Annotated in this window: 23 protein-coding genes and 1 other RNA gene; 15 read left to right on the top strand and 9 right to left on the bottom strand. The window is 63.2% G+C overall.

What is annotated here, in order from left to right:
- Nucleotides 1-171 precede the first annotated feature (171 nt).
- From ACWPW0_RS18835 to ACWPW0_RS18825, 3 genes are all read right to left on the bottom strand, one after another.
- Nucleotides 172-2,493 (bottom strand): FdhF/YdeP family oxidoreductase, encoded by a 2,322-nt coding sequence (locus ACWPW0_RS18835; RefSeq protein ID WP_454256160.1) that lies wholly within the window; start codon nucleotides 2,491-2,493, stop codon nucleotides 172-174.
- Complete coding sequence (fdhD, locus tag ACWPW0_RS18830) at nucleotides 2,490-3,329, bottom strand: formate dehydrogenase accessory sulfurtransferase FdhD (protein WP_454256159.1); 840 nt, start codon at nucleotides 3,327-3,329, stop codon at nucleotides 2,490-2,492. The genes ACWPW0_RS18835 and fdhD overlap by 4 nt, the downstream gene beginning before the upstream one ends.
- 93 nt (nucleotides 3,330-3,422) lie before the next feature.
- A complete protein-coding gene (locus ACWPW0_RS18825; protein WP_454256158.1) occupies nucleotides 3,423-4,325 on the bottom strand; it encodes a LysR family transcriptional regulator in 903 nt (300 codons plus the stop codon).
- Nucleotides 4,326-4,567: 242 nt separating this feature from the next.
- Between ACWPW0_RS18825 and ACWPW0_RS18820 the strand changes: the two genes are divergently transcribed.
- From ACWPW0_RS18820 to ACWPW0_RS18800, 5 genes are all read left to right on the top strand, one after another.
- Nucleotides 4,568-5,809, top strand: coding sequence for an RNA polymerase sigma factor (locus ACWPW0_RS18820; RefSeq protein ID WP_454256157.1), 1,242 nt, complete (start codon nucleotides 4,568-4,570; stop codon nucleotides 5,807-5,809).
- A gap of 100 nt (nucleotides 5,810-5,909) precedes the next feature.
- Nucleotides 5,910-6,254 carry a YciI family protein gene (locus ACWPW0_RS18815; protein ID WP_447593972.1) on the top strand — a complete coding sequence of 115 codons (345 nt, stop codon included), beginning with the start codon at nucleotides 5,910-5,912 and terminating at the stop codon, nucleotides 6,252-6,254.
- A gap of 82 nt (nucleotides 6,255-6,336) precedes the next feature.
- Nucleotides 6,337-6,780: a YybH family protein gene (locus ACWPW0_RS18810; protein WP_447593970.1), complete on the top strand. Its 444-nt coding sequence runs from the start codon at nucleotides 6,337-6,339 to the stop codon at nucleotides 6,778-6,780.
- A gap of 79 nt (nucleotides 6,781-6,859) precedes the next feature.
- Entirely contained in the window at nucleotides 6,860-7,789 is a 930-nt protein-coding gene (locus ACWPW0_RS18805) for an ABC transporter ATP-binding protein (RefSeq protein WP_454256156.1), read from the top strand.
- Nucleotides 7,786-8,547, top strand: coding sequence for an ABC transporter permease (locus tag ACWPW0_RS18800; protein WP_447593966.1), 762 nt, complete (start codon nucleotides 7,786-7,788; stop codon nucleotides 8,545-8,547). The genes ACWPW0_RS18805 and ACWPW0_RS18800 overlap by 4 nt, the downstream gene beginning before the upstream one ends.
- A 424-nt stretch (nucleotides 8,548-8,971) precedes the next feature.
- Here ACWPW0_RS18800 and ACWPW0_RS18795 read toward each other — a convergent pair whose 3' ends face one another.
- The gene (locus ACWPW0_RS18795) at nucleotides 8,972-10,348 is read right to left on the bottom strand and encodes an L-serine ammonia-lyase (RefSeq protein WP_454256155.1); all 1,377 of its coding nucleotides are present in this window, start codon (nucleotides 10,346-10,348) and stop codon (nucleotides 8,972-8,974) included.
- Nucleotides 10,349-10,617: 269 nt separating this feature from the next.
- Here ACWPW0_RS18795 and ccoN point away from each other — a divergent pair, with 269 nt between their 5' ends.
- The 3 genes from ccoN (at nucleotide 10,618) to ACWPW0_RS18780 (ending at nucleotide 13,544) form a co-directional block, all read left to right on the top strand.
- On the top strand, nucleotides 10,618-12,057 hold the full coding sequence (ccoN, locus tag ACWPW0_RS18790; protein ID WP_454256154.1) for a cytochrome-c oxidase, cbb3-type subunit I: 1,440 nt from the start codon (nucleotides 10,618-10,620) through the stop codon (nucleotides 12,055-12,057).
- Between the two features lie 10 nt (nucleotides 12,058-12,067).
- Nucleotides 12,068-12,289: a hypothetical protein gene (locus tag ACWPW0_RS18785; RefSeq protein ID WP_454256153.1), complete on the top strand. Its 222-nt coding sequence runs from the start codon at nucleotides 12,068-12,070 to the stop codon at nucleotides 12,287-12,289.
- Between the two features lie 115 nt (nucleotides 12,290-12,404).
- Nucleotides 12,405-13,544 (top strand): HPP family protein, encoded by a 1,140-nt coding sequence (locus tag ACWPW0_RS18780; RefSeq protein WP_454256152.1) that lies wholly within the window; start codon nucleotides 12,405-12,407, stop codon nucleotides 13,542-13,544.
- Between the two features lie 21 nt (nucleotides 13,545-13,565).
- Here ACWPW0_RS18780 and ACWPW0_RS18775 read toward each other — a convergent pair whose 3' ends face one another.
- From ACWPW0_RS18775 to ACWPW0_RS18765, 3 genes are all read right to left on the bottom strand, one after another.
- Nucleotides 13,566-14,429: a LysR family transcriptional regulator gene (locus ACWPW0_RS18775; RefSeq protein WP_454256151.1), complete on the bottom strand. Its 864-nt coding sequence runs from the start codon at nucleotides 14,427-14,429 to the stop codon at nucleotides 13,566-13,568.
- A gap of 57 nt (nucleotides 14,430-14,486) precedes the next feature.
- Nucleotides 14,487-15,674, bottom strand: a complete 1,188-nt coding sequence (locus ACWPW0_RS18770; RefSeq protein ID WP_454256150.1) for an NnrS family protein — start codon at nucleotides 15,672-15,674, stop codon at nucleotides 14,487-14,489.
- A gap of 175 nt (nucleotides 15,675-15,849) precedes the next feature.
- Entirely contained in the window at nucleotides 15,850-16,833 is a 984-nt protein-coding gene (locus tag ACWPW0_RS18765) for an alpha/beta fold hydrolase (RefSeq protein WP_454256149.1), read from the bottom strand.
- Nucleotides 16,834-17,140: 307 nt separating this feature from the next.
- Here ACWPW0_RS18765 and edd point away from each other — a divergent pair, with 307 nt between their 5' ends.
- From edd to ssrA, 4 genes are all read left to right on the top strand, one after another.
- Nucleotides 17,141-18,967 carry a phosphogluconate dehydratase gene (gene edd / locus ACWPW0_RS18760; protein ID WP_454256148.1) on the top strand — a complete coding sequence of 609 codons (1,827 nt, stop codon included), beginning with the start codon at nucleotides 17,141-17,143 and terminating at the stop codon, nucleotides 18,965-18,967.
- Between the two features lie 82 nt (nucleotides 18,968-19,049).
- Nucleotides 19,050-19,763 carry a 6-phosphogluconolactonase gene (gene pgl / locus ACWPW0_RS18755; protein WP_454256147.1) on the top strand — a complete coding sequence of 238 codons (714 nt, stop codon included), beginning with the start codon at nucleotides 19,050-19,052 and terminating at the stop codon, nucleotides 19,761-19,763.
- Nucleotides 19,764-19,779: 16 nt separating this feature from the next.
- Nucleotides 19,780-20,469 (top strand): bifunctional 4-hydroxy-2-oxoglutarate aldolase/2-dehydro-3-deoxy-phosphogluconate aldolase, encoded by a 690-nt coding sequence (locus tag ACWPW0_RS18750; RefSeq protein WP_454256146.1) that lies wholly within the window; start codon nucleotides 19,780-19,782, stop codon nucleotides 20,467-20,469.
- 97 nt (nucleotides 20,470-20,566) lie between these two features.
- Nucleotides 20,567-20,957, top strand: a transfer-messenger RNA (tmRNA) gene (gene ssrA, locus ACWPW0_RS18745).
- A 209-nt stretch (nucleotides 20,958-21,166) separates the two neighbouring features.
- Here ssrA and ACWPW0_RS18740 read toward each other — a convergent pair.
- Both ACWPW0_RS18740 and ACWPW0_RS18735 read right to left on the bottom strand, forming a co-directional pair.
- Entirely contained in the window at nucleotides 21,167-21,358 is a 192-nt protein-coding gene (locus tag ACWPW0_RS18740; RefSeq protein WP_454256145.1) for a Fic family protein, read from the bottom strand.
- Nucleotides 21,316-21,666, bottom strand: coding sequence for a hypothetical protein (locus tag ACWPW0_RS18735; RefSeq protein WP_454256789.1), 351 nt, complete (start codon nucleotides 21,664-21,666; stop codon nucleotides 21,316-21,318). Before ACWPW0_RS18735 ends, ACWPW0_RS18740 begins: the two co-directional genes overlap by 43 nt.
- Before the next feature lie 79 nt (nucleotides 21,667-21,745).
- Here ACWPW0_RS18735 and ACWPW0_RS18730 point away from each other — a divergent pair, with 79 nt between their 5' ends.
- From ACWPW0_RS18730 to ACWPW0_RS18720, 3 genes are all read left to right on the top strand, one after another.
- A complete protein-coding gene (locus ACWPW0_RS18730; protein WP_454256144.1) occupies nucleotides 21,746-22,378 on the top strand; it encodes a TetR family transcriptional regulator in 633 nt (210 codons plus the stop codon).
- A gap of 141 nt (nucleotides 22,379-22,519) precedes the next feature.
- The gene (locus ACWPW0_RS18725; protein ID WP_454256143.1) at nucleotides 22,520-23,716 is read left to right on the top strand and encodes a TCR/Tet family MFS transporter; all 1,197 of its coding nucleotides are present in this window, start codon (nucleotides 22,520-22,522) and stop codon (nucleotides 23,714-23,716) included.
- A gap of 500 nt (nucleotides 23,717-24,216) precedes the next feature.
- On the top strand, nucleotides 24,217-26,010 hold the full coding sequence (locus tag ACWPW0_RS18720) for a DUF1302 domain-containing protein (RefSeq protein WP_454256142.1): 1,794 nt from the start codon (nucleotides 24,217-24,219) through the stop codon (nucleotides 26,008-26,010).
- Nucleotides 26,011-26,016: the final 6 nt, after the last annotated feature.

Below are 26,016 nucleotides of genomic sequence, written 5' to 3'. Positions count from 1 at the left end.
CGCGTGGCGTTGCAACTACGTCGATCAGTTGCGTCGAGTTGCAGCGTCGGGCTGAAATCGCGGTGCAGTATCAGGGAGCGCGCAGCGCGGCTCAAGTAATTCGCACGGGATGGGCGTAACGAGCTGTTACGGCATTGCACCATAACGCGTCACGCTCGGTGTTGCCGCAGGTCAGAGAATACGCCTGTCGGCACTGGCTGGGTGCACGCGGATGGCGATGAATTTCGAGGTCGGCGTGTGGCTGCCGATTCCGATGCTTTCCAGCGGTACCAGCGGGTTGGTTTCCGGGTAGTAGGCCGCCGCCTGGCCTTCGGGAATGTCGAAGGCCAGCAGGGTGAAACCGCTGATGCGGCGTTCGATGCCATCGCTCCATAGGGAGGTCAGGTCGACTTTCTGTCCGGGTTCGTAGCCGAGGCGACGGATGTCGGCTTCGTTGGCAAAAACCACATCGCGCTGGCCTTTCACGCCTCGATAGCGGTCGTCGAGGCCGTAGATGGTGGTGTTGTACTGATCGTGGGAACGCAGGGTCTGCAGGATCAGGTCCGGTGTTTCGCCGGTCGCACGGACCTTGTCGTGCAGCAGGCTGGTCGGCAGGGTATTGGCCATGAAGCGTGCCTTGCCGACTGCTGTGTTCCAGCGCCGCGCACCGGCTGCATTGCCCAGGTAGAAGCCGCCAGGATGCTGCAGGCGCTGATTGAAATCGGTGAAGCCGGGAATGGTGTCGGCGATCAGTTCGCGGATGCGGCTGTAGTCGGCGCTCATGGCGTCCCAGTCCACCGGGTGATTGCCCAGGGTTGCCTTGGCGATGCCGGCGACGATGGCGGGCTCGGAGCGCATCTGCGTGGACAGTGGCTTGAGCTGCCCGTAGGAGGCATGGACCATGCTGAACGAGTCCTCCACGGTGACCGCCTGCGGCCCGCTGGCCTGGTTGTCGATATCGGTACGACCCAGGCACGGCAGGATCAGCGCGTCGTGGCCGGTCATCAGGTGGCTGCGGTTGAGCTTGGTGCTGATCTGCACGGTCAGCGCGCAGTTGCGCAGGGCCTGATGGGTGCGTGGGCTGTCCGGCGTGGCCTGGGCGAAGTTGCCGCCCAGGCCGATGAAGACCCGCGCGCGCCCTTCGAGCATGGCGTTGATCGCTTCGACCGTGTTGTGCCCGTCTTCGCGCGGCACCTTGAACTGGAAACGCCGCTCCAGGGCATCGAGTAGCGCTACCGGAGGCCGTTCGTTGATGCCCATGGTGCGGTCGCCCTGCACGTTGCTGTGGCCGCGCACCGGGCACAGGCCGGCGCCGGGGCGACCGATATTGCCACGCAGCAGCTGCAGGTTGACGATTTCCTGGATGATCGCCACCGAGTGATGGTGTTGGGTGATGCCCATGGCCCAGCAGATGATGACCCGCTCGGCGCGGCGATACATGCATGCCGCCTGCTCGATCTCCTGCAGGTTGAGCCCGGACTGTTGTACCAGGGTGTCCCAGGGGCTGGCGTCGAGCAGGGCGAGGTAGGCCTCGAGGCCTTGGGTGTGCTCGGCGATGAAGGCGTGGTCGAACACGGTGGCTTCGCCCGCGGCCTGGGCTTCGCGTTCCCACTGCAGGAGAAACTTGGCGATCCCGCGCATGGCTGCCATATCGCCGCCCAGGGCCGGGCGGAAGAACGCCGTGTTCAGCGGCTCGGAGCCATTGGTGAGCATCTCCAGCGCATGCTGGGGGTGCTGGAAACGTTCCAGGCCGCGTTCTTTCAAGGGGTTGAAGGCAACCACCTGGGCGCCGCGCTTCACCGCCTCCCGTAGCGGCTCGAGCATGCGCGGGTGATTGGTGCCGGGGTTCTGGCCGAGGACGAAGATGGCATCGGCATGCTCGAAATCAGCGAAGGTCACGCTGCCTTTGCCGACGCCGATGCTTTCACCCAGGGCGACGCCACTGGCCTCATGGCACATGTTCGAGCAGTCGGGGAAGTTGTTGCTGCCGAACGCGCGGACGAACAGCTGGTACAGGTAGGCTGCCTCGTTGCTGGCCCGGCCCGAGGTGTAGAACTCAGCCTGGTTGGGGCTGTCGAGGGCGTTCAGGTGCTGGGCGATAAGGGCAAAGGCGTCGTCCCAGCTGACCGCTCTGTAGCGGTCGCTGGCCGCGTCATAGCGCAGTGGTTCGGTCAGGCGGCCCTGGTATTCGAGCCAGTAGTCGCTCTGTTCGCGCAACTGGCTGACGCTGTAGCGGTTGAAGAAGGCAGCATCGACGCGGCGCTTGGTGGCTTCCCAGTTGACCGCCTTGGCGCCGTTCTCGCAGAACTTGATATGGCCGTCTTCGGGCGAATCGCCCCAGGCGCAGCCGGGGCAGTCGAAGCCGCCGTTCTGGTTGGTCTTGAGCAAGGCACGCAGGTTCTTGAACGGCTGCTTACTGTCCAGCCAGAAGTGCGCCACGCTGCGCAGCGCGCCCCAGCCGGCGGCAGCGCCACGATAGGGTTTGTAACGTGGGTCGACGGGTTGCAGGCTCATGGTTGGAAGGTTTCTCGCGCAGGCGGCGCCGGGCTGTAGACCCGTGGCGCGCTGTGGTGGGGGAGGTGGATCAGGTTGAGGCGATGGCGCCTGGCCCAATCCACGGTCAATGCGGTGGGGGCGGACAGGCTGACCAACGTGGTGATGCCTGCCCTAACGGCCTTGTGCAGCAGCTCCAGGCTGCAGCGGCTGGTGACAACGGCAAAACCGCCCGCCAGCGCCACGGATTCGTGCTGCAGTGCCCCAATCAGCTTGTCCAGGGCGTTATGGCGGCCGATGTCTTCGCGGCACAGGCGAATCTCGCCTTGGGCGTCGATGAACAGGGCAGCATGCAGGGCGCCGCTGCTGCGTGCCTGGTGCTGAACGTCACCGATGCGCTGGCGCAGGTTATCCAGGTGCTCGGCAGGCGGTAGCAGGCTGTCCGGCAGGCAAGGCAGTGGTGGTAGCGCCTGCTCCAGCGCCTCGACCCCGCACAGGCCGCAGCCGCTGGTGCCGGCGAGTTGGCGACGTTGCTGTTTGAGGGCCCAGAAGGCGCGACTGCTGAGGCGAACCTCGGCTTCGCGGGACTCGCCGGTGCCACTGATGCGAATGTCATAGATTGCGTCGATGGTGTCGACGATGCCCGCGCTGAGGCTGAAGCCGCGGATGAAATCGTGCAGATCGCTGGGCGAGACCATCATCACGGCATGGTTGATGCCGTTGTAGCTGATGGCCAGCGCGCATTCGGCGGTCAGCACGGCGGCATCCACAGCGGCGCTGGGCGTCAGTTCGCGGTAGCTGTAGCCGGTGGTGGCCGGTGGGCTGGGCGGCGTGTGATGGGACGCCTGGCGTGGCATGGGCCTGGCCCTCTGCACGGAATGATGCAGTCAGCCTAGGCCGACGGGGGCTGAGCGTCTAATCGCTGCTGTCGATGGTGTGATCGATCCGCTCTATCGGTTGTTCGGCAGTTGCTCCTGCCGCCACTGCTGGGCTGCGCCGAAACAGGCTTCGGCCAGTGCCGAAGGCGGAGAGCTGCGACGCAGGATCAGGCCCAGCGGCGCGAGGGTATGAGCATCTTCGATGGGCGTCAGGGCGAGGTGTTCGTTGAGCCCGGTAAAACCACTGTCCAGTGGCATGACTGCGCAACACAGGCCAGCACCGACTGCCTGCAGCAACTGATGAACGGCATCGGTTTCCAGGCGCGGTTGCGGCTCCAGGCCCCGGCTGCGAAAGCTGTGGTCGATCGATTGGCGAAAGTGCATGCCGCTGGACAGCAGGCCGAGCGGCAGGTCGATCAGTTGTTCCCAGTTCAGGCGCTCCTGAGAAAGGTTGAAGTGACGGCGGTCATGCAGCAGGCCCATGCGGGTTTCGGCCAGCTCCAGGCTGGCGAAGTGTTCGCGGTCCAGGCGCTCCAGGTAAGAGAGGCCGAGGTCGAGCTGATTACGCCCCAGGCGTTCGAGGATCTGCTCGCTGCTCAAGGCGAAGAGCTGGAAGCGCAGACTGGGGTGCTCGCTGGCGAAATGACTGATCAGGTGCATGGGGTCGAAGCCGGCCAGTGGCACCACGCCCAGGCGCAGGGTGCCGACCAGTTGCCCGCGACAGGCGGCCGCTTCGGCGTAAAGCCCGTCTTCGGCGGCAAGCAGGCTGCGCGCCCAGGCCAGCACACGCTGGCCCGCCTCGGTGAAGCCTTCGAAGCGTTGCCCGCGTAGCACCAGCTCCAGGCCCAGCTCATCCTCCAAATTACGCAGGCGCATGGACAGGGTTGGCTGCGTCACGTGACAGCGTGCGGCGGCCTGGCCGAAGTGGCGGGTCTCGTCGAGGGCAACGAGGAACTTGAGCTGTTTGATATCCATGGATGGACTCGGGAGCCGAAAAGCGGTGAGCGCGACGATACGGGGCGGGAGCAGGTCTGTCAGCCTGGCTTGATGACCGCCTGGCCGGCAGGACGGAACGCATGGCCGGATAGGTTACCTTGAACGGGTACCGGCCCGGCACTGCCATGACCGCGACAACAGGTGGGGCAGTCTGCACGTATGCCCAGGCCGGCACGCACTGGATCCGAGACAGATTCTAAGAAGAATAAAAGCAGGCAACCATGACCCTGGACCCTACGCATGCCCTGACCCTGCAACTAGATGCCATCTACCGCGCCGAATCGCGCCGGGTGCTGGCCACCCTGATTCGTCTGCTCGGTGATTTCGACCGAGCCGAAGAGGCGTTGCACGAAGCCTTCCGCGCCGCCATGGAACAGTGGCCGCGCGACGGCGTGCCGGCCAATCCGCGCGCGTGGCTGGTATCGGCCGGTCGCTTCAAAGCCATCGACGAGCTGCGCCGCCAGTCACGCTTCCAGGCGCTGGACGAGGCAGCTGAACCGAGCAGTGACGATCCGCCATTCGAGGGGGAACTGCTTGAGGATGATCGCCTGCGCCTGGTCTTCACCTGCTGTCACCCGGCGCTGGTGGAAGATGCTCAGGTTGCCCTGACCCTGCGCGAAGTCTGCGACCTGACCACCGAGGAAATTGCCCGCGCCTTTCTCAGCACGCCAGGCACCGTGGCACAGCGCATCGTACGGGCGAAGAACAAGATCCGCGATGCGCACATTCCCTACGAGGTCCCAGGGCGCAGCGAGCTGCCCGAGCGTCTCGACGCCGTGCTGCGGGTGATTTACCTGGTGTTCAACGAAGGCTATTTCGCCTCCTCCGGCGAGGCATTGACCCGTAGCCCATTATCCGCCGAGGCCATCCGCCTGGGGCGTCTGCTGGTCGAGCTCTTGCCCGAACCTGAAGCCCAGGGGCTGTTGGCACTGATGCTGCTCAACGAGTCACGACGTGCGGCGCGGCTCTCCGCAGGTGGGGAGGTGATTCTGCTGGATGCCCAGGATCGCAGCCTGTGGGATCGCACGCTGATCGCCGAAGGCGAGGCGCTGGTGCTCCAGGCCTTGCAGTCAAAACGCTTCGGCCCGTACAGCCTGCAGGCGGCCATCGCTGCGGTGCATGCCGAGGCGGACAGCGTGGAGAACACTGACTGGGCGCAGATCGTCGGCCTCTACGACGCCCTGTTGCGCACCACGCCATCGCCGGTGGTGGCGCTCAACCGTGCCGTGGCAGTGGCCATGCGCGACGGTCCGCAGGCTGGTTTGCTGTTGGTCGAGCAATTGCTGGCGGCGGGTGAGCTGGATGATTACCACCTGGCCCATGCCGCGCATGCCGATCTGTGCCGGCGACTCGGGCTGCACGAGCAGGCACGCCGCTCCTATCAGCGTGCGCTGCAATTGAGCCAGCAGGGTGCTGACCGGCAGTTTCTGGAAAAGCGTCTGGCCGACCTGCCGTCAGGCTGAGACGCCTACACGGTGGGCGCGGTGAAAATTATTTTTCGGGGCCTGTCGATTTGCCGCAATGCCGGACGACTACTGAATGACACCGCCTGGGAGAGCACCAATGAAATACCTATGCCTGGTCTACAGCGACGAACAGATTCTGCATGAGCATCCCGATAGCCCGCGGGACGAGGAGTGCCTCGCCTACGCCAACAGCGTGCAGGGCAGCGGACGCATGCTCGCCGCCGAAGCGCTGGAGTCGGTACGGACCGCCACCACGGTGCGCATGCGCGGCGGCAAGGTTTCCATCACCGACGGCCCGTTCGCCGAAACCAAGGAGCAACTGGCGGGCTTCTATCTGGTCGAGGCCCGCGACCTCAATGAGGCGCTGCAGATCGCCGGGAAGATTCCGGCTGCACGGGTGGGCTGCGTCGAAGTACGCCCGGTGCGCGAGCTGCAGGTTTGATGCGCAGGCTATTTACCCATCGCCAACCGTGAAGTCTGGCTGGCCATTCCTGGTCCACGTGACCTGAAACAGGAGAACGCAGATGAACACCACGAGCTCACAAACTGAACTGGCCGCCCTCGTCGACAGTTGGGTCAAAGGCAACCTGGCCAAGGATGTCGAGGCAATCATTCGTCATTACAGCGATGATGTCCTGGCCTTCGACGCGATACTGCAACTGCAATTCAAAGGGCGTGCCGCCTATAAGGCACACTGGCAGAGCTGCATGGAGATGTGCGGCGGGCCGACCACCTTCAAGGTGCGTGAGTTGCAGCAGGAGGCTGATGGTGCGCTGGGCGTCGGCCATTTCATCGCGTACTGCGGTGGCAGCGATGCCGAAGGCAACAGCCAGGGCTGCTGGCTGCGCGTGACCCAGGTTTATCGGCGGATCGGTGGCGCGTGGAAGATCGCCCACGAACACTTCTCCGTGCCCTTCGATCCACAGAGCGGCGCGGCCTTGTTCGAGCTGCAACCGGACGCGGCTTGACGGCAGGCGCAGGTATTCCTGAGCGGGCGGGTGCGGTTTTCCCTACAATTGCGCTTTTCCCGCCTGACGAGGAGCTACCGTGCCATCGGTGATCTCGGTCGAAAACCTGAACAAAACCTACGCGTCCGGCCATCCGGCGCTAAAAAACATCAACCTGCAGATCCGCAAGGGCGAAATATTCGCCCTGCTCGGCCCCAACGGCGCCGGCAAGACCACCCTGATCAGCATCATCTGCGGCATCGTCAATCCGGGTGACGGCAAGGTGCTGGTCGCCGGCCATGACATCAAGGCCGATTACCGTGCCGCGCGTGCGCAGATCGGCCTGGTGCCCCAGGAACTGGTCACCGACGTGTTCGAGACGGTCTGGGCGACGGTCACCTTCAGTCGCGGCCTGTTCGGCAAGAAGCCCAACCCGACCTACCTGGAACAGGTACTGCGTGACCTGTCGCTGTGGGACAAGCGCAACGCCAAGACCTTCGAGCTGTCCGGTGGCATGAAACGCCGGGTGATGATCGCCAAGGCGCTGTCCCACGAGCCGGAGATCCTATTCCTCGATGAGCCCACGGCGGGCGTCGACGTCGAACTGCGCCGCGACATGTGGGCCATGGTCCGGCGCCTGCGCGAGCGCGGGGTGACCATCATCCTCACCACCCATTACATCGAGGAAGCCGAGGAAATGGCCGACCGTATTGGCGTGATCCGCAAGGGCGAGATAATCCTCGTCGAGGACAAGGATGCGCTGATGCACAAGCTGGGCAAGAAGCAGCTCACGGTGCAGCTCAAGCAGCCGCTGGCGAGCATTCCCGCCGAGCTGGCCGCCGCCTATCCGCTGGAGCTGGCCGACGAGGGTCGTGCGCTGGTCTTCACCTTCGATGTGCAGCGCGAGCACACCGGCATCGCCGAGCTGCTGCGCGACCTGGATCGCCATGGCATCGACTTCAAGGACCTGCAGTCGAGCGAAAGCTCGCTGGAAGAAATTTTCGTCAACCTGGTGAGGGCGAGCGCATGAACCTGTATGCCATCCGCGCCATCTACCTGTTCGAACTGGCACGCACCTGGCGCACGCTGTTGCAGAGTATCGCCACGCCGGTGATTTCCACCTCGCTGTACTTCGTGGTGTTCGGCTCGGCCATCGGCTCGAGCATGACCCAGGTGCAGGGCGTCAGCTACGGCGCCTTTATCGTGCCTGGGCTGATCATGCTGGCGCTGCTCACCGAGAGCATCTCCAACGCTTCGTTTGGCATCTACATGCCCAAGTACTCGGGCACCATCTATGAGGTGCTGTCGGCGCCGGTGTCGTTCTGGGAAGTGCTGATTGGCTACGTGGGGGCGGCGGCGACCAAGTCGATCATCCTCGGCCTGGTGATCCTGGTCACGGCGCGCCTGTTCGTCGATTTCCAGATTGCCCATCCGGTGGTGATGGTGCTGTTCCTGGTGCTGACCGCGGTGACCTTCAGCCTGTTCGGTTTCATCATCGGCATCTGGGCTGATGGCTGGGAGAAACTACAGATCGTCCCGGCGCTGATCGTCACGCCGCTGACCTTCCTCGGCGGCAGCTTCTACTCGATCAGCATGTTGCCGCCGATGTGGCAGACGGTGACCCTGTTCAACCCGGTGGTGTACCTGATCAGTGGTTTCCGCTGGAGTTTCTACGGGGTTTCCGACGTCAACGTGTGGGTCAGCATCGGCATGACCCTCGGCTTCCTGCTGCTGTGCATCGCGGTGGTGGGCTGGATCTTCAAGACCGGGTATCGGCTGCGCAACTAGGGGCTGTTGACGTTTCGGCATGGATGGCTGGATCGAGGCACAAGCGGACACCGCAATTGGTGGGCTGAAGCGGAGCGCCGCCCGGCCCACCCTACACGGGGTACCAGATCTGTAGGGTGGGCTTCAGCCCACCAATCGGCGAGTCATGAAACGCAAAGGCCGAACGTCCGCAACTGCCTCGAAGAGGCCCATTCGAATAGCTGGGTTTTGAATATATTTCCCTCTTGTTCAATGAGTTAAAGCCAAGCGTCAACAGGCCCTGGTGTCTCGACACAGGTCAGTTCTTGGAACCTTGTGGCCGCCAGACAGGAGCGTCAGATAGCCCCGTCATGACACGCCCCCTCCTGGCGGAAGCCCCGCTTGGTGAGGCGGTGAAGCGTGACCTGCGCGACCCGACTCACCCTACGAGAAGTCGTGACCTGGTTCAGCATTCGATGATGTTCACCGCCAGGCCGCCGCGCGCGGTTTCCTTGTACTTGCTCTTCATGTCCGCCCCGGTCTGGCGCATGGTGCGGATCACCTTGTCGAGCGAGATGAAGTGCCTGCCATCGCCGCGCAGGGCCATACGTGCGGCGTTGATCGCTTTCACCGAGCCCATGGCATTACGTTCGATGCACGGCACCTGGACCAGCCCGCCGACCGGGTCGCAGGTCAGGCCGAGGTTGTGTTCCATGCCGATCTCGGCGGCATTCTCGACCTGCTGGATGCTGCCGCCGAGCACTTCGCACAAGGCGCCTGCGGCCATGGAGCAGGCCACGCCAACTTCGCCCTGGCAGCCGACCTCGGCGCCGGAGATCGAGGCGTTCTCCTTGTACAGGATGCCGATGGCCGCGGCGGTGAGCAGGAAGCGCACCACGCCCTCGTCGCTGGAGCCAGGGATGAAGCGCCGGTAGTAATGCAGCACCGCAGGGATGATGCCGGCCGCGCCATTGGTGGGCGCGGTGACCACGCGGCCGCCGCTGGCGTTTTCCTCGTTGACCGCCAGGGCGTAGAGGTTGACCCAGTCGAGTACGGTGAGCGGGTCGCGCAGGTTGGCTTCCGGGCTGGCGCTGAGCTGGCGGTACAGATCGGCCGCGCGCCGGCGCACCTTGAGCCCGCCCGGCATGATGCCCTGGTTGTGGCAGCCGGCGGTTACGCAGTCCTGCATCACCTGCCAGATCGCCAGCAGGCCGTCCCGGGTTTGCTGCGGCGTTCGCCAGGCGGTTTCGTTGCTCAGCATCAGCTGGCTGATCGACAGGCCCTGTTGTGAGCAGTGGGCAAGCAATTGCACAGCGCTTTTGAACGGGTAGGCGAGCGGGGTGCTGTCCTCGACGATGCGGTCGGCGCCGGCCGCCTGTTCATCCACCACGAAGCCACCGCCGACCGAGTAGTACTCGCGGCTACGCAGTTGCAGCCCGGCTTCGTCGAAGGCGCGGAAGATCATGCCGTTGGGGTGGTAGTCCAGCGGTTTGCGGATCAGGGCGAGGTGCTCTTTCTCGACGAAGCGGATGGCCTTTTCGCCGCCGAGGTTCAGCTCGCCACGGCTGCGGATGGTCGCCAGGCGCGGCTCGATAAGCGCGGTGTCGATGCGGTCCGGTTGTTCGCCTTCCAGGCCGAGCAACACGGCCTTGTTGCTGCCATGCCCCTTGCCTGTTGCGCCCAGTGAGCCATACAGCTCGGCCCTGATGCTGTGGGTGGCGGCCAGCAGATTGTCACGGCGCAGGCCGTCGACGAAACGCCCGGCCGCGCGCATTGGCCCCACGGTGTGCGAGCTGGAGGGGCCGATGCCGATCTTGAACAGATCGAAAACGCTGAGGGCCATGGGCGGATGATCCGGCTGGAGGGATAGGTCCAGCTTAGACCCGACGCCTGCCGAGGCGTGCCCTGTTATCGGCCATCAATGCTTTTAAGTGCAATATTAGTTTATTTATCGACCATTATTATTAGTTTGATGGGCTTTATTGGCCGCCGCACACTAGCGCCCCTGTCACCGCTCTACTTCCCGTGCCGCCCGGATGCCACGAACAACCGGTCGCCGGCATGGGGGAGCCGTGACAGAACCTGACGATAATGCTGGTGTACGGAATAATCATGACTCGCGCAGTTCCCTTCGCTCCAAGCCCCGCGTTCTATAACTACGATGTCGTCCGCCAGTTCACCCTGATGACCCTGGTCTGGGGGATTCTCGGCATGGGCATGGGCGTGTTCATTGCCGCCCAGCTGGTCTGGCCAGAGTTGAACTTCGGACTGCCCTGGACCAGCTTTGGGCGCATCCGTCCGATCCATACCAACCTGGTGATCTTTGCCTTCGGTGGCGGCGCGCTGTTCGCCACTTCGCTGTACGTGGTGCAACGCACCAGTCGGGCGCGACTGATCTCCGACGGGCTGGCGCGGTTCGTGTTCTGGGGCTGGCAGGCGGCCATCGTCGCCATGCTGGTCAGCTACCCGCTGGGCTACACCACGTCCAAGGAATATGCCGAGATGGAGTGGCCCATTGCGCTGTGGGTCACCGTGGTCTGGGTCGCCTACGCCTACCTGTTCTTCGGCACCATCGCCCGGCGCCAGGTCGCGCATATCTACGTCGGCAACTGGTTCTATGGTGCCTTTATCGTGGTGACCGCGATGGTGCACGTGGTCAATCACCTGGTTGCGCCGGTCAGCCTGCTCAAGTCCTACCCGATCTATGCCGGTGCCACCGACGCGATGATCCAGTGGTGGTACGGGCACAGCGTGGTGGGGTTCATCCTGTCGGTGGGCTTTCTCGGCATGATGTATTACTTCGTGCCCAAGCAGGCCGAGCGGCCGATCTACTCCTACCGCCTGTCCATCGTGCACTTCTGGGCGATCATCACCCTGTACATTTGGGCCGGTCCGCACCACCTGCACTACACGGCGTTGCCGGACTGGGCGCAGACCCTCGGCATGGCCATGTCGATCATCCTCCTGGCGCCAAGCTGGGGCGGCATGATCAACGGCATGATGAGCCTCTCCGGGGCCTGGCATAAGTTGCGCAGCGACCCGGTCCTGCGCTTCCTCGTGGTGTCCCTGGCATTCTACGGCATGTCCACCTTCGAAGGCCCGATGATGGCGATCAAGACCGTCAACGCGCTGTCTCACTACACCGACTGGACCATCGGCCACGTGCATGCCGGCGCCCTCGGCTGGGTGGCGATGATCTCCATCGGCACGCTCTACCACATGATCCCCAAACTCTATGGCCGCGAGCGCATGTACAGCCCAGGGCTGATCAACACGCACTTCTGGCTGGCGACCATCGGCACCGTGCTCTATATCGCCTCGATGTGGGTCAACGGCATCACCCAGGGCCTGATGTGGCGTGCGGTCAACGATGACGGCACGCTGACCTACTCCTTCGTCGAAGCGCTGCAGGCCAGCCATGCCGGTTATGTCGTGCGCCTGCTGGGTGGCTCGGTCTTCGCCAGCGGCATGCTGCTGATGGCCTGGAACACCTGGCGCACGGTGCGCCTGGGCAGCCATGAAGTGCCCGCCGCGATTGCCGAGCCAGCCTGAGGAGTCCGTCATGTCGTTCCTGCTCGCGGTGCTCTTCCTTGGCGCGGCGCTCTACTGCTCCCTGGGGCGCGTGGCCACTCATGAGCTTGAGCAGGCGGCCCTGTTGCCCTTCGCCGACGACCCCGAGGTCGCGCAACGGATGAGCGAAGCGACCGGGCGGCACTGCGCGCACGTGGTCACGCCGCTGCCTGAGGTTCGCGAACACTCTCCTGCCGGGCGCTTGCGCGCCTGAACCGTTTCCATTGTCCAGGGATGGACACGCTCCCACGTGCCTCCCCCGGGTGCGTTGTTCAGGAAGTCACCAGGGATGTGCCTGGTGGCTTCCTATTTCTTTTGCGGTGTGATGCATGAGCCAAGCGTCTGTTCAATTGCGTAACTGGTTGGCGAGTTTTTTCCCGGCCCCGGCCCAAACCCAGCCCCGTGAGTGGCTGCGGGCGGCGCTGGGGGCGGTTCTCGGGCTGTGGTTCAGTGTCTGGGCCTGTGCGCTGCTATTCGGCCCTGCGGTGCCGTTGGCGCTGATCGGCCCGCTGGGGGCGTCGGCGATCCTGCTGTTTGCCGTGTCGTCCGGTGCACTGGCGCAGCCCTGGTCGATCATGGGCAGCTACCTGGTCGCCAGCCTGGTGGCGTTGACCATGAGCCATTTCTTCGGCCACACGTTGCTTGCGGGAGGATTGGCCGTGGGCGCTTCGTTGTTGCTGATGTGTCCGCTGCGTTGTCTGCATCCGCCCGGCGCCGCGCTGGCGCTGTGCATGGTTCACGGCGGGCCGGCACTGCATGAACTGGGCTTCATGGCGGTGTTGCCGGCGCTGACCAGCGCGGTTGCCTTGCTGCTCTGCGCGCTGCTCTACAACAACCTGACCCGGGTGCGTTATCCCAAGGCCCACGCCATTCCGGTGGACCTGCACCACACCCGCGATCCGGCCCCCGAGGCGCGGGTCGGGATCACCAGCGATGACCTGGAGCAGGCCCTGGCGGAGTTCGGTGAGTTCGTCGATATCACCCGCGAAGACCTCGAGCAGTTGATCCGCAGCACCGAGCAGCATGCGTTGCGGCGCAGCATGGGCAACATCCGGGCGGCCGACATCATGTCCCGCGATGTGCGCTGCGCTACGCCGCAGACCAGCGTCAAGCAGGCCCTGCGCCTGCTGTCGGACCATCACCTGAAGGCGCTGCCGGTGGTGGACGAGCAGCAGCATTTGCTGGGCATGGTGGATCTGGTCGACCTGCTCGGCTATGCGCGGCCCTCGAAGGGGCGCCGGGTGCTGCGGCGCCTGGGCTGGCGACAACGTGTGCGGGTGCGCGACGTCATGGGTGCCTCGGTGGTCAGTGTGAATGGCAGCGCCCACGTGATCGAGCTGACGCCGCTGCTGTCGGGGCGTGGCCTGCATTGCCTGCCCGTGGTGGAGCAGGGGCGCTTGCTTGGCGTGATCACCCAGACCGACCTGATTGCCGCGCTGCACCGTGACCTGGTAATGCACCTGGGGTGAGGTACAGGTTGTGCGACCCGGCTAGATCAGTGGGTCCCAGCGCTGCGACCAATCTCGATCGCTCTTGACCAGTTCGCGTAGCAGGTTGAACGCCTCTTGCAGGGTGCTGGAATCGCGGTCACGGGCATAGGTCAGGTAGACCGGGTAGCTGAACTCGGGCGCCTTGGGCACCCGCTCCAGCAGGCCGCTGTCCAGGTAGCTCTGCACCACGCGGCTGCGAAAGTAGCCAGCGCCACCGCACTCGAGGATGTACTGCAGGGCCAGCGGGCCGTGGTTGAAACTGATGGATGCCTTGGCCTTGTCGGGCAGGGCGGCGTTGTGTCGACGGCGGAAGTCTTCGCCCCAGTCGATATAGACATAGGGCTGCGGCAGGCGGGCCGAGCGGATCTGCACGAGCTTCTCTTCCAGCAACTGCTCGACCTGCAACCCAGGCCAATACACCGGCTGATAGACCAGCGCGGCATCCAGCACACCGAGTTCCAGTTGGCGCAACAGGCTCTGCCCGTCACCGATCTCGGCGCGAATCGCATGGGTGGGAATCTGCTCGCGCAGCAGGCGCACCCAGCTCAGCATCAACGGGTTGCACAGGCTGATTTCGCCGCCTACATGCAGCACGCTGTGGTGGCCGTCCGGCAGGGGCAGGTCGCGCTGCGCCGCTTCCCAGGTCTGCAACATCTGGTTGGCATAGACGACGAAGGCTTCGCCATTGGTAGTCAGCCGGGCGCCGGCGCGGTTGCGTACGAACAGCTTGCAGTTGAGCAGGCTCTCAAGACTCTGCACCCGTGCGCTGATCGCCGTCTGGGTAACGTGCAAGCGCTCGGCAGCGGCGATGAAACTGCCGCAGCGGACGATTTCCAGGAAGGTGCGCGCGAGGTCGATGTCCATGAGCCGTTCCGGGGCGAAAGAGTGGCCATTGTAGAGGCTCCGTTACGCGTCTAACCATCACCCCGGCTGGCCGTCTGCCCGCGCGCGGCAGAGGATGGGCGCGTATGACGCGAGAAACAGGGCAAAGGCCAGCGCCCACAATCCGACTGCCAGCCACAGGCCCCAGGGGCTGAATGCGGCCACGACCACGCGGGCGACGGTGGCCAGTTGCAGGGCGGCGAATGCCCAGGCCATGGTTGGTGGCGGGTGTAACGGGCGCCCCGTGTGGCCCAGGCTGACGCGGGCGATCATCGCCAGGATCAGGCCTGACATGGCGCCTACGGCCAGTGCATGGCTGGCCAGGCTGGAGGCGAGGGGCAGGCCGAGGTGCCAGGCGGCCATGCCCAGCGCGGCGACGGGGAGCCAGGCATAGGCCAGGTGCAGCGACCACAGCAGCGGCACGTTGCAGAGGCACCGGTCCCGCCAGCGCCACAGACGCAGAGCATGCAGAGCGGCGAACCCCAGAAATAGTGGCGCCAGCCAGGCATGGGCCGTCAATCCGGGACCGGCGGCGATGCTGGTCGCGATCAACAGGGCGCAGGCCAGGCCCAGTCGATCCAGCTTGGGATGCGCCGCAAAGGGTTGTGGGCGACTCAGGCCGCGCTGGGTGAAGAAGGGGATCACCCTGCCGCCGATTACCCCGAGCAACGCCGCGATCAACCACAGCGCGGCCAGCGCACCGCGCCGCTGCAACTCGTCATTGCCCAGCGCCAGGCCGGCAAGCACTTGCCCTTGGCACAGGCTGAGCAGGAGCAGCACGCCGACGATGGGGTAGTTGTTTTTCTGCCGTGCCCGCCAGATCTGCCGGCCCAGGACGATGGCCAGCACGGGCAGGAAGGGCAGTTGCAAAGCTGCCACGGCCGGTGGCGGCAGGCTGCCGGCCCAGGCCAGGCGAGCGACCAGCCAGAGGCCGGCCAACAGCATCAAGGGGCACCCGCTGAGGCCGGGTGTGCCGGTCCAGGTCTGCACCGCGCTGAGCAGGAAGCCGGCGATGATCGCCGCCGCAAAGCCGAAGGGCATTTCATGGCGGTGCCAGGCCAGCATGCCACCCGCTGGCTGCCAGGACGGTAGCAGGCCATGCAGCCAGGCGCCCCAGAGGACGATGGCGATGACGGCAAAAGCCGCTCCAGCAAGGAAGAAGGGCCGGAACCCCAGGCGCCATATGGGCGCAATGGCCAAGGCCTTGTCGCGGTCGAGCAGGTGCATCCTTTGTCTCCCCCGCATGACGGGTCGGCAGCCCAGATTTAGGCGCCTGATCGTCAATGCACACGCGATGTATCAGGAAACGTGCCGGTTGTTCTCTCCATTGAAATCAGACGGTTAGATTGTGAGCTGTCATAAGGACAGCTCATTGCAGTGGTCAAAATGACAGTGCGTTGTCCTAAAGACTCTCTCCTGCCACGGGATAGTGACGCGCCAGAAAGTCCAGCAACAGGGCATTCACTTCGTCTGCCTTCTCGTTCTGCAGCCAGTGCCCACAGTCCGTCAGTTGATGCTGTTCGAGGCGTTCGACCAGGCGCGGCATGAGTCTCAGCGAGTGCGCTTCAAGCGTGCCGACCGGGTCTTTGTCGCCGATCAGGAACAGGGCGGGCTGCTCGACCTTTTGCCCGGCTAGCTTGTCGGTGCGTTGCCAGTTGCGCTCGAAGTTACGGTACCAGTTCAACGCGCCATGGAAGCCACGGCCTTCGAAGGTGCGCACGTATTCGGCGAAGGCTTCAGGGCTGCACCAGTCGGGCAGTTCGCCTGGGTCCTGCATGCCATCGAACAGCATTGCCCCGGCGGGTTTGTCCTGCAGGAACAGGTCTTTTGGCACCGCTGCCGAGCTGTTGTGCATCATCAGGCGCAAGGTGCGCGGAATGTCGGCGTCCAGTTCCTGCTCGGCCTCGCCGGGTTGCTGGAAGTAGAGGATGTAGTTGAAGCGCCCGGCAAAGTGCTGACGCATGCTCTCGATGGCAGGCTGCTTGGGCCGCCCGGCGAAGGGCACGGCCATGCCGACCACGGCCTTGACCCGCTGAGGTTCGAGCAGGGCCAGGTGCCAGGCGATGGGCGCGCCCCAGTCGTGCCCGACGACGCAGACTTCCTGCTGGTTCCAGGCATGCATCACCGCCTGGATGTCGCCGCAGACGGTGATCAGGTCATAGGCCTGGCTGTCCTGCGGCGCGCTACTGCGCCCATAGCCGCGCATCTCCGGAACCAGCACACGGTAGCCGGCCTGCACCAACGGGCCGATCTGCTTGCGCCAGGAGTGCCAGCACTCAGGGAAACCATGCAGCAGCCACACGGGTGGCCCATCGTGGGGGCCTGCGCTGTACAGGCTGAGGGTGATGCCATTGGCGTCTATGAGCTGGTGTTCGAGGGTGGGCATGGGCGTCTCCTTGTCTGCCTGCAACTGTGCCGGATGGAGCCTGGCATGTGCAGTGTTATCGACTGAGTGAATGGTGCCGCTGAGACCCGCATTGCAGGTCGATGAGCCGGCTTGCCGGCGCCTTCGATTTGGTCGGGCGGGGCGCTGCGGGCATTATGTGAGCCTGTCTGCCGCTCATGTCATCAGCTGCGCCCGCTGGTCGCGCGCTACCTGTCGGCAGCGTTTGGCGCGCACACTGTAGGCAATTGCGCGTCGTACCGGCGTGTCAGTTGAAGCATTGCCATTCACCAGCCTGGAGTTCATCGCCATGCATCCCCGTGTTCTTGAAGTCACCGAGCGCCTGATCGCGCGTAGCCGCTCTACCCGCGAGCGCTACCTGGCGCTGATTCGCACGGCGGCGAGCGACGGCCCGCAGCGCGCCCGCCTGCAATGCGCCAACTTCGCCCACGGGGTGGCGGGGTGTGACAGCGACGACAAGCAGACGCTGCGCTTGATGAATGCCGCCAACGTGGCCATCGTCTCGGCCTACAACGACATCCTCTCTGCTCACCAGCCGTATCAGCATTTTCCCGAACAGATCAAACAGGCCCTGCGCGAGGTGGGCTCGGTCGGTCAGTTCGCCGGTGGTGTGCCGGCCATGTGCGATGGCGTGACCCAGGGCGAGCCGGGCATGGAACTGGGCATCGCCAGCCGCGAAGTGATCGCCATGTCCACCGCCATCGCCCTGTCGCACAACCTGTTCGATGCGGCGTTGATGCTGGGCATCTGCGACAAGATCGTGCCCGGCCTGTTGATGGGCGCGTTGCGTTTCGGCCATCTGCCTATCCTGTTCGTTCCGGGCGGGCCGATGACCTCCGGCCTGTCGAACAAGGAAAAGGCCGATGTGCGCCAGCGCTATGCCGAAGGTAAGGCCAGCCGCGACGAGCTGTTGCAGGCCGAGATGAGTGCCTATCACAGCCCCGGCACCTGCACCTTCTACGGCACGGCCAACACCAACCAGTTGCTGATGGAGGTCATGGGGCTGCACTTGCCCGGCGCGTCGTTCGTCAATCCCTACACGCCGCTGCGCGATAGCCTGACCCGCGAGGCGGCGCAGCAGGTTACCCGGTTGACCCGCCAGGGCGGCCAGTTCACGCCCCTGGGTGAGATCGTCGACGAGCGCTGCCTGGTCAATGCCATCGTGGCTTTGCATGCCACCGGCGGCTCGACCAATCACACCCTGCATCTCCCTGCGATTGCCAGGGCCGCCGGTATTCACTTGACCTGGCAGGACATGGCCGATCTGTCCGAGGTGGTGCCGACCATGGCGCACGTCTACCCCAACGGCAAATCCGACATCAATCACTTCCAGGCTGCCGGCGGGATGGCGTTGTTGATCCGCGAACTGCTCGCCGCTGGTCTGCTGCACGAGAACGTCAACACCGTGGTCGGGCCTGGCCTGAGCCGCTACACCCAGGAGCCTTTCCTCGAGGACGGGCAGTTGGTGTGGCGCGATGGGCCGCAACAGAGCCTGGACGAAAGCGTGCTGCGCCCGGTCGCCCGGGCCTTTTCCAGCGAAGGTGGCCTGCGCTTGATGGAGGGCAATCTCGGCCGTGGCGTGATGAAGGTGTCCGCCGTGGCGCTGGAGCACCAGGTGGTCGAGGCGCCGGCGCGGGTCTTCCATGATCAGCAAGCCCTGGCCGATGCGTTCAAGGCCGGTGAGCTGGAGTGCGACTTCGTGGCGGTGATGCGCTTCCAGGGGCCGCGATCCAATGGCATGCCCGAGTTGCACAAGATGACCCCATTCCTCGGTGTGTTGCAGGATCGCGGCTTCAAGGTGGCGTTGGTGACCGACGGACGCATGTCAGGCGCCTCGGGCAAGATTCCGGCGGCCATCCATGTATGCCCGGAGGCCTATGACGGCGGCCCGCTGGCGCGGGTGCGTGATGGTGACATCATCCGCGTGGACGGGCAGAAGGGCGAATTGCGCGTCTTGCTCGACGAGCAGGAGCTGGCTGCGCGCGAGGTGAGGCGAGGGGACCTGCACGATGGCGTGGGCTGCGGCCGTGAGTTGTTCGCCTTCATGCGCCACGCGTTCAGCAGCGCGGAGCAGGGCGCCAGTGCGTTCACCGACAGCCTGGCATCGCTGAAATGATGAGTTGCGAACGTATCTCCTGTGGTGAATCCCGATCACCTGCTCGGCGTTTTGCAGCGGCCTCAACTTAGGGAAGGCCACGATGACAATCTTTGATCTCGATCTGCCGATTGACGTGCAGGCTCGCAGCTTGGGCGATCCGCAACAGCTGGCACAAAACCTGGCCAATAGCGTGGCGGATGCACTGCGTTCGGCTATCGACAGCCACGGCCACGCCACTCTGGTGGTGTCCGGTGGACGGAGCCCGGTGCGGTTCTTCCAGTGCCTGGCGCAGGTCGATCTGCCGTGGCAGCAGGTGACCATCAGCCTGGCCGACGAGCGCTGGGTGCCTGCTGCTCATCCCGACAGCAATGAAGGGCTGGTGCGTCGCCATTTGTTGCAGGGGCCGGCCAGCAAGGCTCGCTTGCTCGGTCTGTATCAACCGACAGAGACGCTGGAAGCCGCTGCCTTGGCTGCCGATCAGGCGCTGGCTGAATTACCCCCGATCGATGTGCTGGTGCTGGGCATGGGCGAGGATGGGCATACCGCCTCATTATTTCCCGCCAGCCCTAATCTGAGTCTTGCGCTGCAGGTGGATAGCCAGCGACGCTGTCTGCCCATGCATGCACCCAGCGCGCCGCACCAGCGCCTGAGCATGACGTTGGCGCTTCTCTCCCGTGCCCGGCTGCCTCTACTGGCGCTGCAAGGGGCGGCCAAACTGGAAACGTTGGCCGAAGCATTACGTGGGGATGATGTGGCGACTATGCCGATCCGCGCCTTTTTGCGCGCTCCACTCGCGATCTACTGGTGCCCGTGAGGGTGAAGGACCTGTCATGACAGATAACGACAACAGCCAGCCGCTGCGCATGGCTGAGAAAATTGTCCAGATCGACCAGCTATGTGCCCGGGCGCGGATCATGCCGGTTATTACCATCGCCCGCGAAACAGACATCCTGCCACTGGCTGACGCCCTGGCAGAGGGTGGCTTGAGCGTGCTGGAAATCACCCTGCGCTCGGCGCACGGGCTGACTGCCATCCGCCGCCTGCGCAAGGAGCGCCCTGACCTGTGCGTGGGCGCCGGCACCGTGCTGGATCGGACGATGCTCGCCGCCGTCGAGGAGGCTGGCGCGCAGTTCATCGTTACGCCAGGCTCTACCACCGAGTTGCTTGAAGCCGCGTTGCACAGCCCGCTGCCGATGTTGCCGGGCGTCAGCAGCGCATCGGAAATCATGATCGGCTACGCCCTTGGCTACCGTCGCTTCAAGTTCTTCCCCGCCGAATTGTGCGGCGGCGCGGCAGTGCTCAAGGCGTTGGGTGGTCCATTTGGCGACGTGCGCTTCTGCCCAACCGGCGGCATCAATCCAGACAATCTGCACCGCTACGTCGCGCAACCGAATGTCATGTGCGTGGGCGGTACCTGGATGTTCGATAGCGCCTGGGTGACTGCAGGTGACTGGACCCGCATCCGCCAGTGCAGCCAGGAGGCCGTGTGCCTGCTCGATTCGCTGGGAGAAAAGGGCTGAGCCGGAGCGCTATGGCGCGGCGCATTGGCGGCAGGCTGGTCGACGCTGCGGAACCTTTGGCGTACACTGCGCATCTCTACGTTGTAGAGAAAGTTTTGGGGCCGATTAGGATTCGACGCCGGTAACAAAGCTCGAGGTGCATGCCGACTTGGTAACAGAAGTCGTAAATCCACTGTTGCAACTTCTATAGTTGCCAATGACGAAAACTACGAGGGCTACGCTCTCGCTGCGTAAGCGGCGCGACTAGTCCTTCTGGTAGCTTCGGCTCCAGCGATCACTAGGGGATGCCTGTAAACCCGAAGTGATTGTCATGCAGAACAGGATCGCCGCGTAGTACGTTGTGGACGAAGTGGCTAAAACTTACACAACTCGCCCAATGCACCCTGCCCGTCGGGCGGCTGAGGGTTAACTCAATAGACACGGCTAAGCATGTAGTACCGACAGTGGAGAACTGGCGGACGGGGGTTCAAATCCCCCCGGCTCCACCAAATAAGCTATATAAATTAGGCGCTTAGCGATTATCGCAAGTGCCTTTTTTGTGCCTGATGTTTGGCTGGGCTGCCAGCCTGATGACATTGCAGGGTGGCATCCTCAAGGTGGCACATTCAGAAAGCGGTACCCCGGCTTTAGCCTTCAGCGAAGAACGCTGCGAAAGATTGAGGCTGATTCCCAGTCACTGAAAAAACTCAGTTTATGCCTACTGTCCCTGAGTCTTTTTACCAAGCTCTGTCAGGTAATAACACTGCAGGCGGCTGTTGGGTTTCTCCGGCCGGGTCATGGCAATCAACCCGGCATTCAGCGCAGGGCGTAGACAGCGCTCGCGGAAAGATTTGCGGTCGGCCAAGCCTAGCGCAGCTTGCAGCGCCTCACGGCTGAGCTCGCCGACCACATGCTTGAGCAGCTCCGTGACTTGGGGTGCGACTTGGGGGGTATGCTTAGGATCGCATCGCGCAGCATGCTCAACATAAACACAATAAACGGCGCGCTGTCGGCTTGTTGGGTGCTGTCATTGATCGCCGCGTAGTACTCGGTTTGATGCGCGTGCACCAGGCTTTCCACCGGCACATGCGCGAACAGGTGATAGGTATCGCGATCCACTTCGTCACGCGGGGTGGCGTGCTTCGCCCTCGGCACTGTAATCGCCCCAATCCAGCGACTCCCAGTGCTCTTTCCCCAATCATTTTTGATAGCAGCCATAAGCTCTCCCTCTTGTTTGCTTTTTTCAAACAAAGTACAAATATATACTCAGTATACATATGCCGTTATGAGCTCAGCCATGCCTTCCGACCGTCGATCTCGCAAGCGCCTCGTTACGCGCCAAGCTATCTCCAATGTCGCCACGCAACTCTTCTTTGAGCGGGGTTTCGATCAGGTGACGGTGGATGAGATTGCGGCGGCGGCTGATGTGGGGCGGATGACGGTGTTCAACTATTTCCCCCGCAAGGAGGACTTGTTCTTCGACCGTGACGAGGAGGGTCGGGAACTCCTGCGCGAGGCGTTCCGGCAATGTGATCCCAAGGTCGCACCCATCGAGGTGTTGCGCCTGTTTGCGCATCGGCTCGTTGCGCAGCAGAGCCCCTATGTCGAGTTCTCTGCGAGGAGCCAGGGGTTTATCGAAACGATCGAGAACAGCGAAACCCTCAAGGCGCGGGCCCGGGCGATACGGGACGAGCTTGCGCAGGTCGTGACAGAGGCGTTGGCCGAATCTGTAGGTACAGAGCCAGCCGATCCCGTTGCCCATCTGGCGGCGGGTCTGGTACTGGCGACCTGGAGCGTGGCCTTTATCCAGGCCCATCGGACCTTTCGACAGGGACGAGATGCGAATGAGGCGACAGCCATGTTTCTCGACCTTGTGGACAGGGGCGCCAGCGGTTTGCGAGCTGCCCTGGCCGGTACGCCTTACGCCTGAACAATCGCTTCATTCTGTTGATCCACCGTGGCGCTGCTGCTCTTGGGTAGGGGCTGCCGCGGCGGCAGCAAACCTTCCTGGCCCTAATTGGGCGAGACGCACGGAACTGACGCAAAAGTATCCGTCGGTGAGATCCATACCATGAACAAGCCCCTGGTCATCATCTTCGCCACCATCTGCCTCGATGCGGTGGGCATCGGGCTGATCTTCCCGATTCTCCCGCGCCTGCTCGAAGACGTGACGCACACGCAGGACATCGCCCCTTACATCGGAATCATGATTGCGCTCTATGCGGCCATGCAGTTCGTCTTCGCCCCTGTGCTCGGCGCGTTGAGCGACAGCATCGGCAGACGGCCGATGCTGCTCATTTCCCTGGCCGGGGCGACGATCAACTATGTCGTCATGGCATTCGCGCCGCAGTTGTGGATGCTGCTGCTCGGGCGGGCCATTGCCGGCCTGACCAGCGCCAATGTTTCCGTGGCCATGGCCTACATCACGGATATCACGACCGAGGATAAACGTGCGCGCCGCTTTGGTTTGTTCAATGCCATGTTCGGCATCGGTTTCATCATTGGGCCGGTGCTTGGCGGGCTGCTCGGCGATTACTGGCTGAGGTTGCCGTTTATCGTTGCTGCCGTGCTGAACGCCTGCAACTTTCTGCTGGCGTTGCTCGTCCTACCGGAGTCGCGCACGCCGTCCCGGCAGAAGATGGATCTGGCGTCGCTCAATCCGTTGCGCCCGTTACGTTGGGTTGCCTCGATGAAGGGGCTTCTGCCGATCATCCTGGTGTTTTTCATCCTGAGTGCCACCGGCGAGGCCTATGGCACCTGCTGGGCGTTGTGGGGTGGAGATACGTTTCAGTGGAATGGTTTTTGGATCGGTCTTTCGCTGGGGACCTTTGGCGTCTGCCAGACGCTGGTGCAGGTATTCCTGCCCGGGCCCGCAACCAGGCTGCTCGGTGAGCGCTGGGCGGTCGTTGCCGGTATTACCTGCTCGTGCAGCGCGTTGGTCTGCCTGGCGTTTGCCACCCAGGCTTGGGTCGTGTTCGCCGTGATGCCACTCTTCGCGCTCGGTGGTATCGGTTCGCCCGCGTTCCAGGCTCTGGCGACGCGGCAGGTTGACCCGACTCGCCAAGGCCAGTTCCAGGGCGTGTTGGCCTCGACCATAAGCCTGGCATCCATTGGTGCGCCGCTCGCGTTCTCGACTTTCTACTTCGCCGTGCAGAAGCAGTGGCCGGGCGCCATCTGGCTTGCGGTCGTCGTGATCTCTGCGCTTGCGGTTCCGCTGGTTTTTCTCAGTACACGAGCCCAGCGTTCGGCGCGGCTGGCGGGTGTATAGCCGCCGGAGCCCAAAGACCCGAACCCGGTATTGAGGAGGGGCCCGGCAAATGCAATGCCGAGGCCCGCTGGTGATTGCTGGGGCAGACGGAGGCAGAGACGGGCAACCCTGCGTCTTCGTTGGGCAGCAGCGTCGGTCATGCCATCTCGGCGAATGTTCATCGACAACGTGGTATCGCCAATATGGCTCTTGTGCGCGTCGTGTTCCCCGTTGAAGTCCTGTCCCTCTAACGAATCCAGGCGTTCTTTGGTGTCGCCAGTCTCCCGCGCGTAGGGCGGATTTATTCCAGCTCGTCTGGGGCGACTCTCTCAGACTCTCAATGATTCGGTCTTTCTACCAGGCGTGCTGCAGGTAGGTGTTCGGGCATGGTGGGAGGATTAAGGGTTGAGTGTGCTTGTCCGATTTTCACCGATTTTTGTCCGCTGCCATTCTCGAGGAAACACCTGGGCTCTGTTTTTATTTCGCCGGGGTGAAACATTTTCTAACAGGCAGAAAAAATAATGAAAATAACAGCTGCACGACTTCTATCCCTGGGGCTTCTGATGGCCTCCCATGAAGCCACTGCGTTTCAGTTCGATACTGTAGACGGCTTCGACGCCTCTCTCGACAGCGTGCTCGAGTACTCGGCGATGTACCGCACGGAGAAGGCTGAACGCATCATCTCCGAGGGGCAAAATATCTTCGCGAATGCCAATGATGGCAGTGAGTACTACAGCCGTGGGTTGGTCTCCAACGAGTACAAGCTCACCTCCGAGCTGACTCTGCGATATGGGGATGCAGGTCTATTCGTGCGTGGTAGCGCCTGGTATGACACCCAGATCATGGACCGTCCTCCAAGTGGTGGCGACAACCCACTGCGCAATACCGATAGCGACCGGCACTACCCGTCCGATCTGCGTAATCGTCTCGGGCATGGGACCCGCCTGCTCGATGCGTTCCTCTATGGCGGTTATGAGCTGAACGGCCTGCCTGTGAATATTCGCCTGGGTCGCCAGGTGATCAACTGGGGAGAGGGTATCTATTACGCGGATGGCTTGAACGTGGCCAATCCGGTCGACGTCGCGCGCCTGGTACTACCCAACGCGAGCCTCAAGGAGGCGCTGTTGCCTAGCAACATGATTTCCTTGCAGGTGGGCTTGAGCGACAGCCTTAGCCTGGAAAGCTTTTACGGCCTGGAGTGGCGCGGTAATCAGGTCATGCCTACCGGTGCCTTCCTCAATAATACGGATATCTTCGGCAAGGGCAGCAACGGGTTGATTGTCGATCTACGTGAGGATTTGGCTGACGCGGGCATACCGGAAAGCCTGGTGCCCGGCGTCAACGGTGCCGATGGTGTGGTTGCCGGGGCTCGCTATGGTCGTGATCGGGACGCCAGGGACAGCGGCCAGTACGGTGTGGCGTTGCGCTACATGGCAGAGGCATTGAACAACACCGAGTTCAGCCTCTATTACCTCAACTACCACAGCAAGGTTCCGTTCCTGTCCATACGTCCCGGCGCCTCCTTCGGTTGCAGTCTGGGGGATGGTGGTCGATTCGCAGACCTCTGCGCCATGGCCAATGCGCTGGATCCGGCATCGGTGCCGCTGGTCGACGGACTGGTGATGCTCGACGGCACGTCCTACGACCTGATCTACCCGGAAGACATTCGCCTGTTCGGCTTCAGCGCGTCAGGCAACATCGCCGATACCAATCTTGCCCTGGAGTTGACCTATCGGCCCAATGCGCCGCTTGAGCCCTCCATGAGCCTGGAATGGGAGCAGTTGGTTATGGGCGCCTTGCGGCAGGGCGGAGCCAGTGGGGTGCCTATCGATCTTGGCGAATTTGGTAGCGTGGGTACACAGCGTATCGACCTCTACAAGCGTGGGGAGCTGTTCACCAGTTCGATCACGGCGATTCATGTCTTCGGGCCGACTGCCGGGCTGGATGATTTGCTGCTGGTTGGCGAGCTGGCCACCAATTACGTACCCGGGCACCTTCCAGATACCCTCAACTATACCTACCTGTCGCCATTCTCCTGGGGCTATACGCTGAACCTCTCCGGAACGCTGGAGAAAGTCGTTGCCGGGATCGATCTGCTTCCCGGCCTGACCTTCCGCCAGGATGTGAAAGGTACGTCGCCGGCCCTGAATGAAAATTTCATCGAGGGACGCAAGTCCGCAACGCTCGAGCTGGGTGCGCGTTACGGCGACAGCCTGAGCGGCAAGCTTAGCTACACGGCCTTCTGGGGCGCGCGCAAGGACAATCCGCTGATCGATCGCGACAACCTCGCCCTGAATCTTTCCTACTCCTTCTGATCGGGT

It is taken from the genome of Pseudomonas sp. Marseille-Q8238, assembly GCF_965111915.1.
The sequence above is the reverse complement of the archived record's forward strand: the minus strand, read 5'-3'. Positions and strand labels throughout refer to the sequence as shown.

What these genes read in the sequence shown, in the direction of transcription:
- ACWPW0_RS18810 (WP_447593970.1), top strand. Translation starts at nt 6,337, where the DNA reads ATGAACACCACGAGCTCACAAACTGAACTGGCCGCCCTCGTCGACAGT.
- pgl (WP_454256147.1), top strand. Translation starts at nt 19,050, where the DNA reads ATGACAATCTTTGATCTCGATCTGCCGATTGACGTGCAGGCTCGCAGC.
- ACWPW0_RS18825 (WP_454256158.1), bottom strand. Translation starts at nt 4,325, where the DNA reads ATGGATATCAAACAGCTCAAGTTCCTCGTTGCCCTCGACGAGACCCGC.
- fdhD (WP_454256159.1), bottom strand. Translation starts at nt 3,329, where the DNA reads ATGCCACGCCAGGCGTCCCATCACACGCCGCCCAGCCCACCGGCCACC.
- ACWPW0_RS18720 (WP_454256142.1), top strand. Translation starts at nt 24,217, where the DNA reads ATGAAAATAACAGCTGCACGACTTCTATCCCTGGGGCTTCTGATGGCC.
- ccoN (WP_454256154.1), top strand. Translation starts at nt 10,618, where the DNA reads ATGACTCGCGCAGTTCCCTTCGCTCCAAGCCCCGCGTTCTATAACTAC.
- ACWPW0_RS18820 (WP_454256157.1), top strand. Translation starts at nt 4,568, where the DNA reads ATGACCCTGGACCCTACGCATGCCCTGACCCTGCAACTAGATGCCATC.
- ACWPW0_RS18785 (WP_454256153.1), top strand. Translation starts at nt 12,068, where the DNA reads ATGTCGTTCCTGCTCGCGGTGCTCTTCCTTGGCGCGGCGCTCTACTGC.
- ACWPW0_RS18765 (WP_454256149.1), bottom strand. Translation starts at nt 16,833, where the DNA reads ATGCCCACCCTCGAACACCAGCTCATAGACGCCAATGGCATCACCCTC.
- ACWPW0_RS18815 (WP_447593972.1), top strand. Translation starts at nt 5,910, where the DNA reads ATGAAATACCTATGCCTGGTCTACAGCGACGAACAGATTCTGCATGAG.
- ACWPW0_RS18780 (WP_454256152.1), top strand. Translation starts at nt 12,405, where the DNA reads ATGAGCCAAGCGTCTGTTCAATTGCGTAACTGGTTGGCGAGTTTTTTC.
- edd (WP_454256148.1), top strand. Translation starts at nt 17,141, where the DNA reads ATGCATCCCCGTGTTCTTGAAGTCACCGAGCGCCTGATCGCGCGTAGC.
- ACWPW0_RS18795 (WP_454256155.1), bottom strand. Translation starts at nt 10,348, where the DNA reads ATGGCCCTCAGCGTTTTCGATCTGTTCAAGATCGGCATCGGCCCCTCC.
- ACWPW0_RS18725 (WP_454256143.1), top strand. Translation starts at nt 22,520, where the DNA reads ATGAACAAGCCCCTGGTCATCATCTTCGCCACCATCTGCCTCGATGCG.
- ACWPW0_RS18800 (WP_447593966.1), top strand. Translation starts at nt 7,786, where the DNA reads ATGAACCTGTATGCCATCCGCGCCATCTACCTGTTCGAACTGGCACGC.
- ACWPW0_RS18735 (WP_454256789.1), bottom strand. Translation starts at nt 21,666, where the DNA reads ATGGCTGCTATCAAAAATGATTGGGGAAAGAGCACTGGGAGTCGCTGG.
- ACWPW0_RS18750 (WP_454256146.1), top strand. Translation starts at nt 19,780, where the DNA reads ATGACAGATAACGACAACAGCCAGCCGCTGCGCATGGCTGAGAAAATT.
- ACWPW0_RS18730 (WP_454256144.1), top strand. Translation starts at nt 21,746, where the DNA reads ATGCCTTCCGACCGTCGATCTCGCAAGCGCCTCGTTACGCGCCAAGCT.
- ACWPW0_RS18770 (WP_454256150.1), bottom strand. Translation starts at nt 15,674, where the DNA reads ATGCACCTGCTCGACCGCGACAAGGCCTTGGCCATTGCGCCCATATGG.
- ACWPW0_RS18775 (WP_454256151.1), bottom strand. Translation starts at nt 14,429, where the DNA reads ATGGACATCGACCTCGCGCGCACCTTCCTGGAAATCGTCCGCTGCGGC.
- ACWPW0_RS18835 (WP_454256160.1), bottom strand. Translation starts at nt 2,493, where the DNA reads ATGAGCCTGCAACCCGTCGACCCACGTTACAAACCCTATCGTGGCGCT.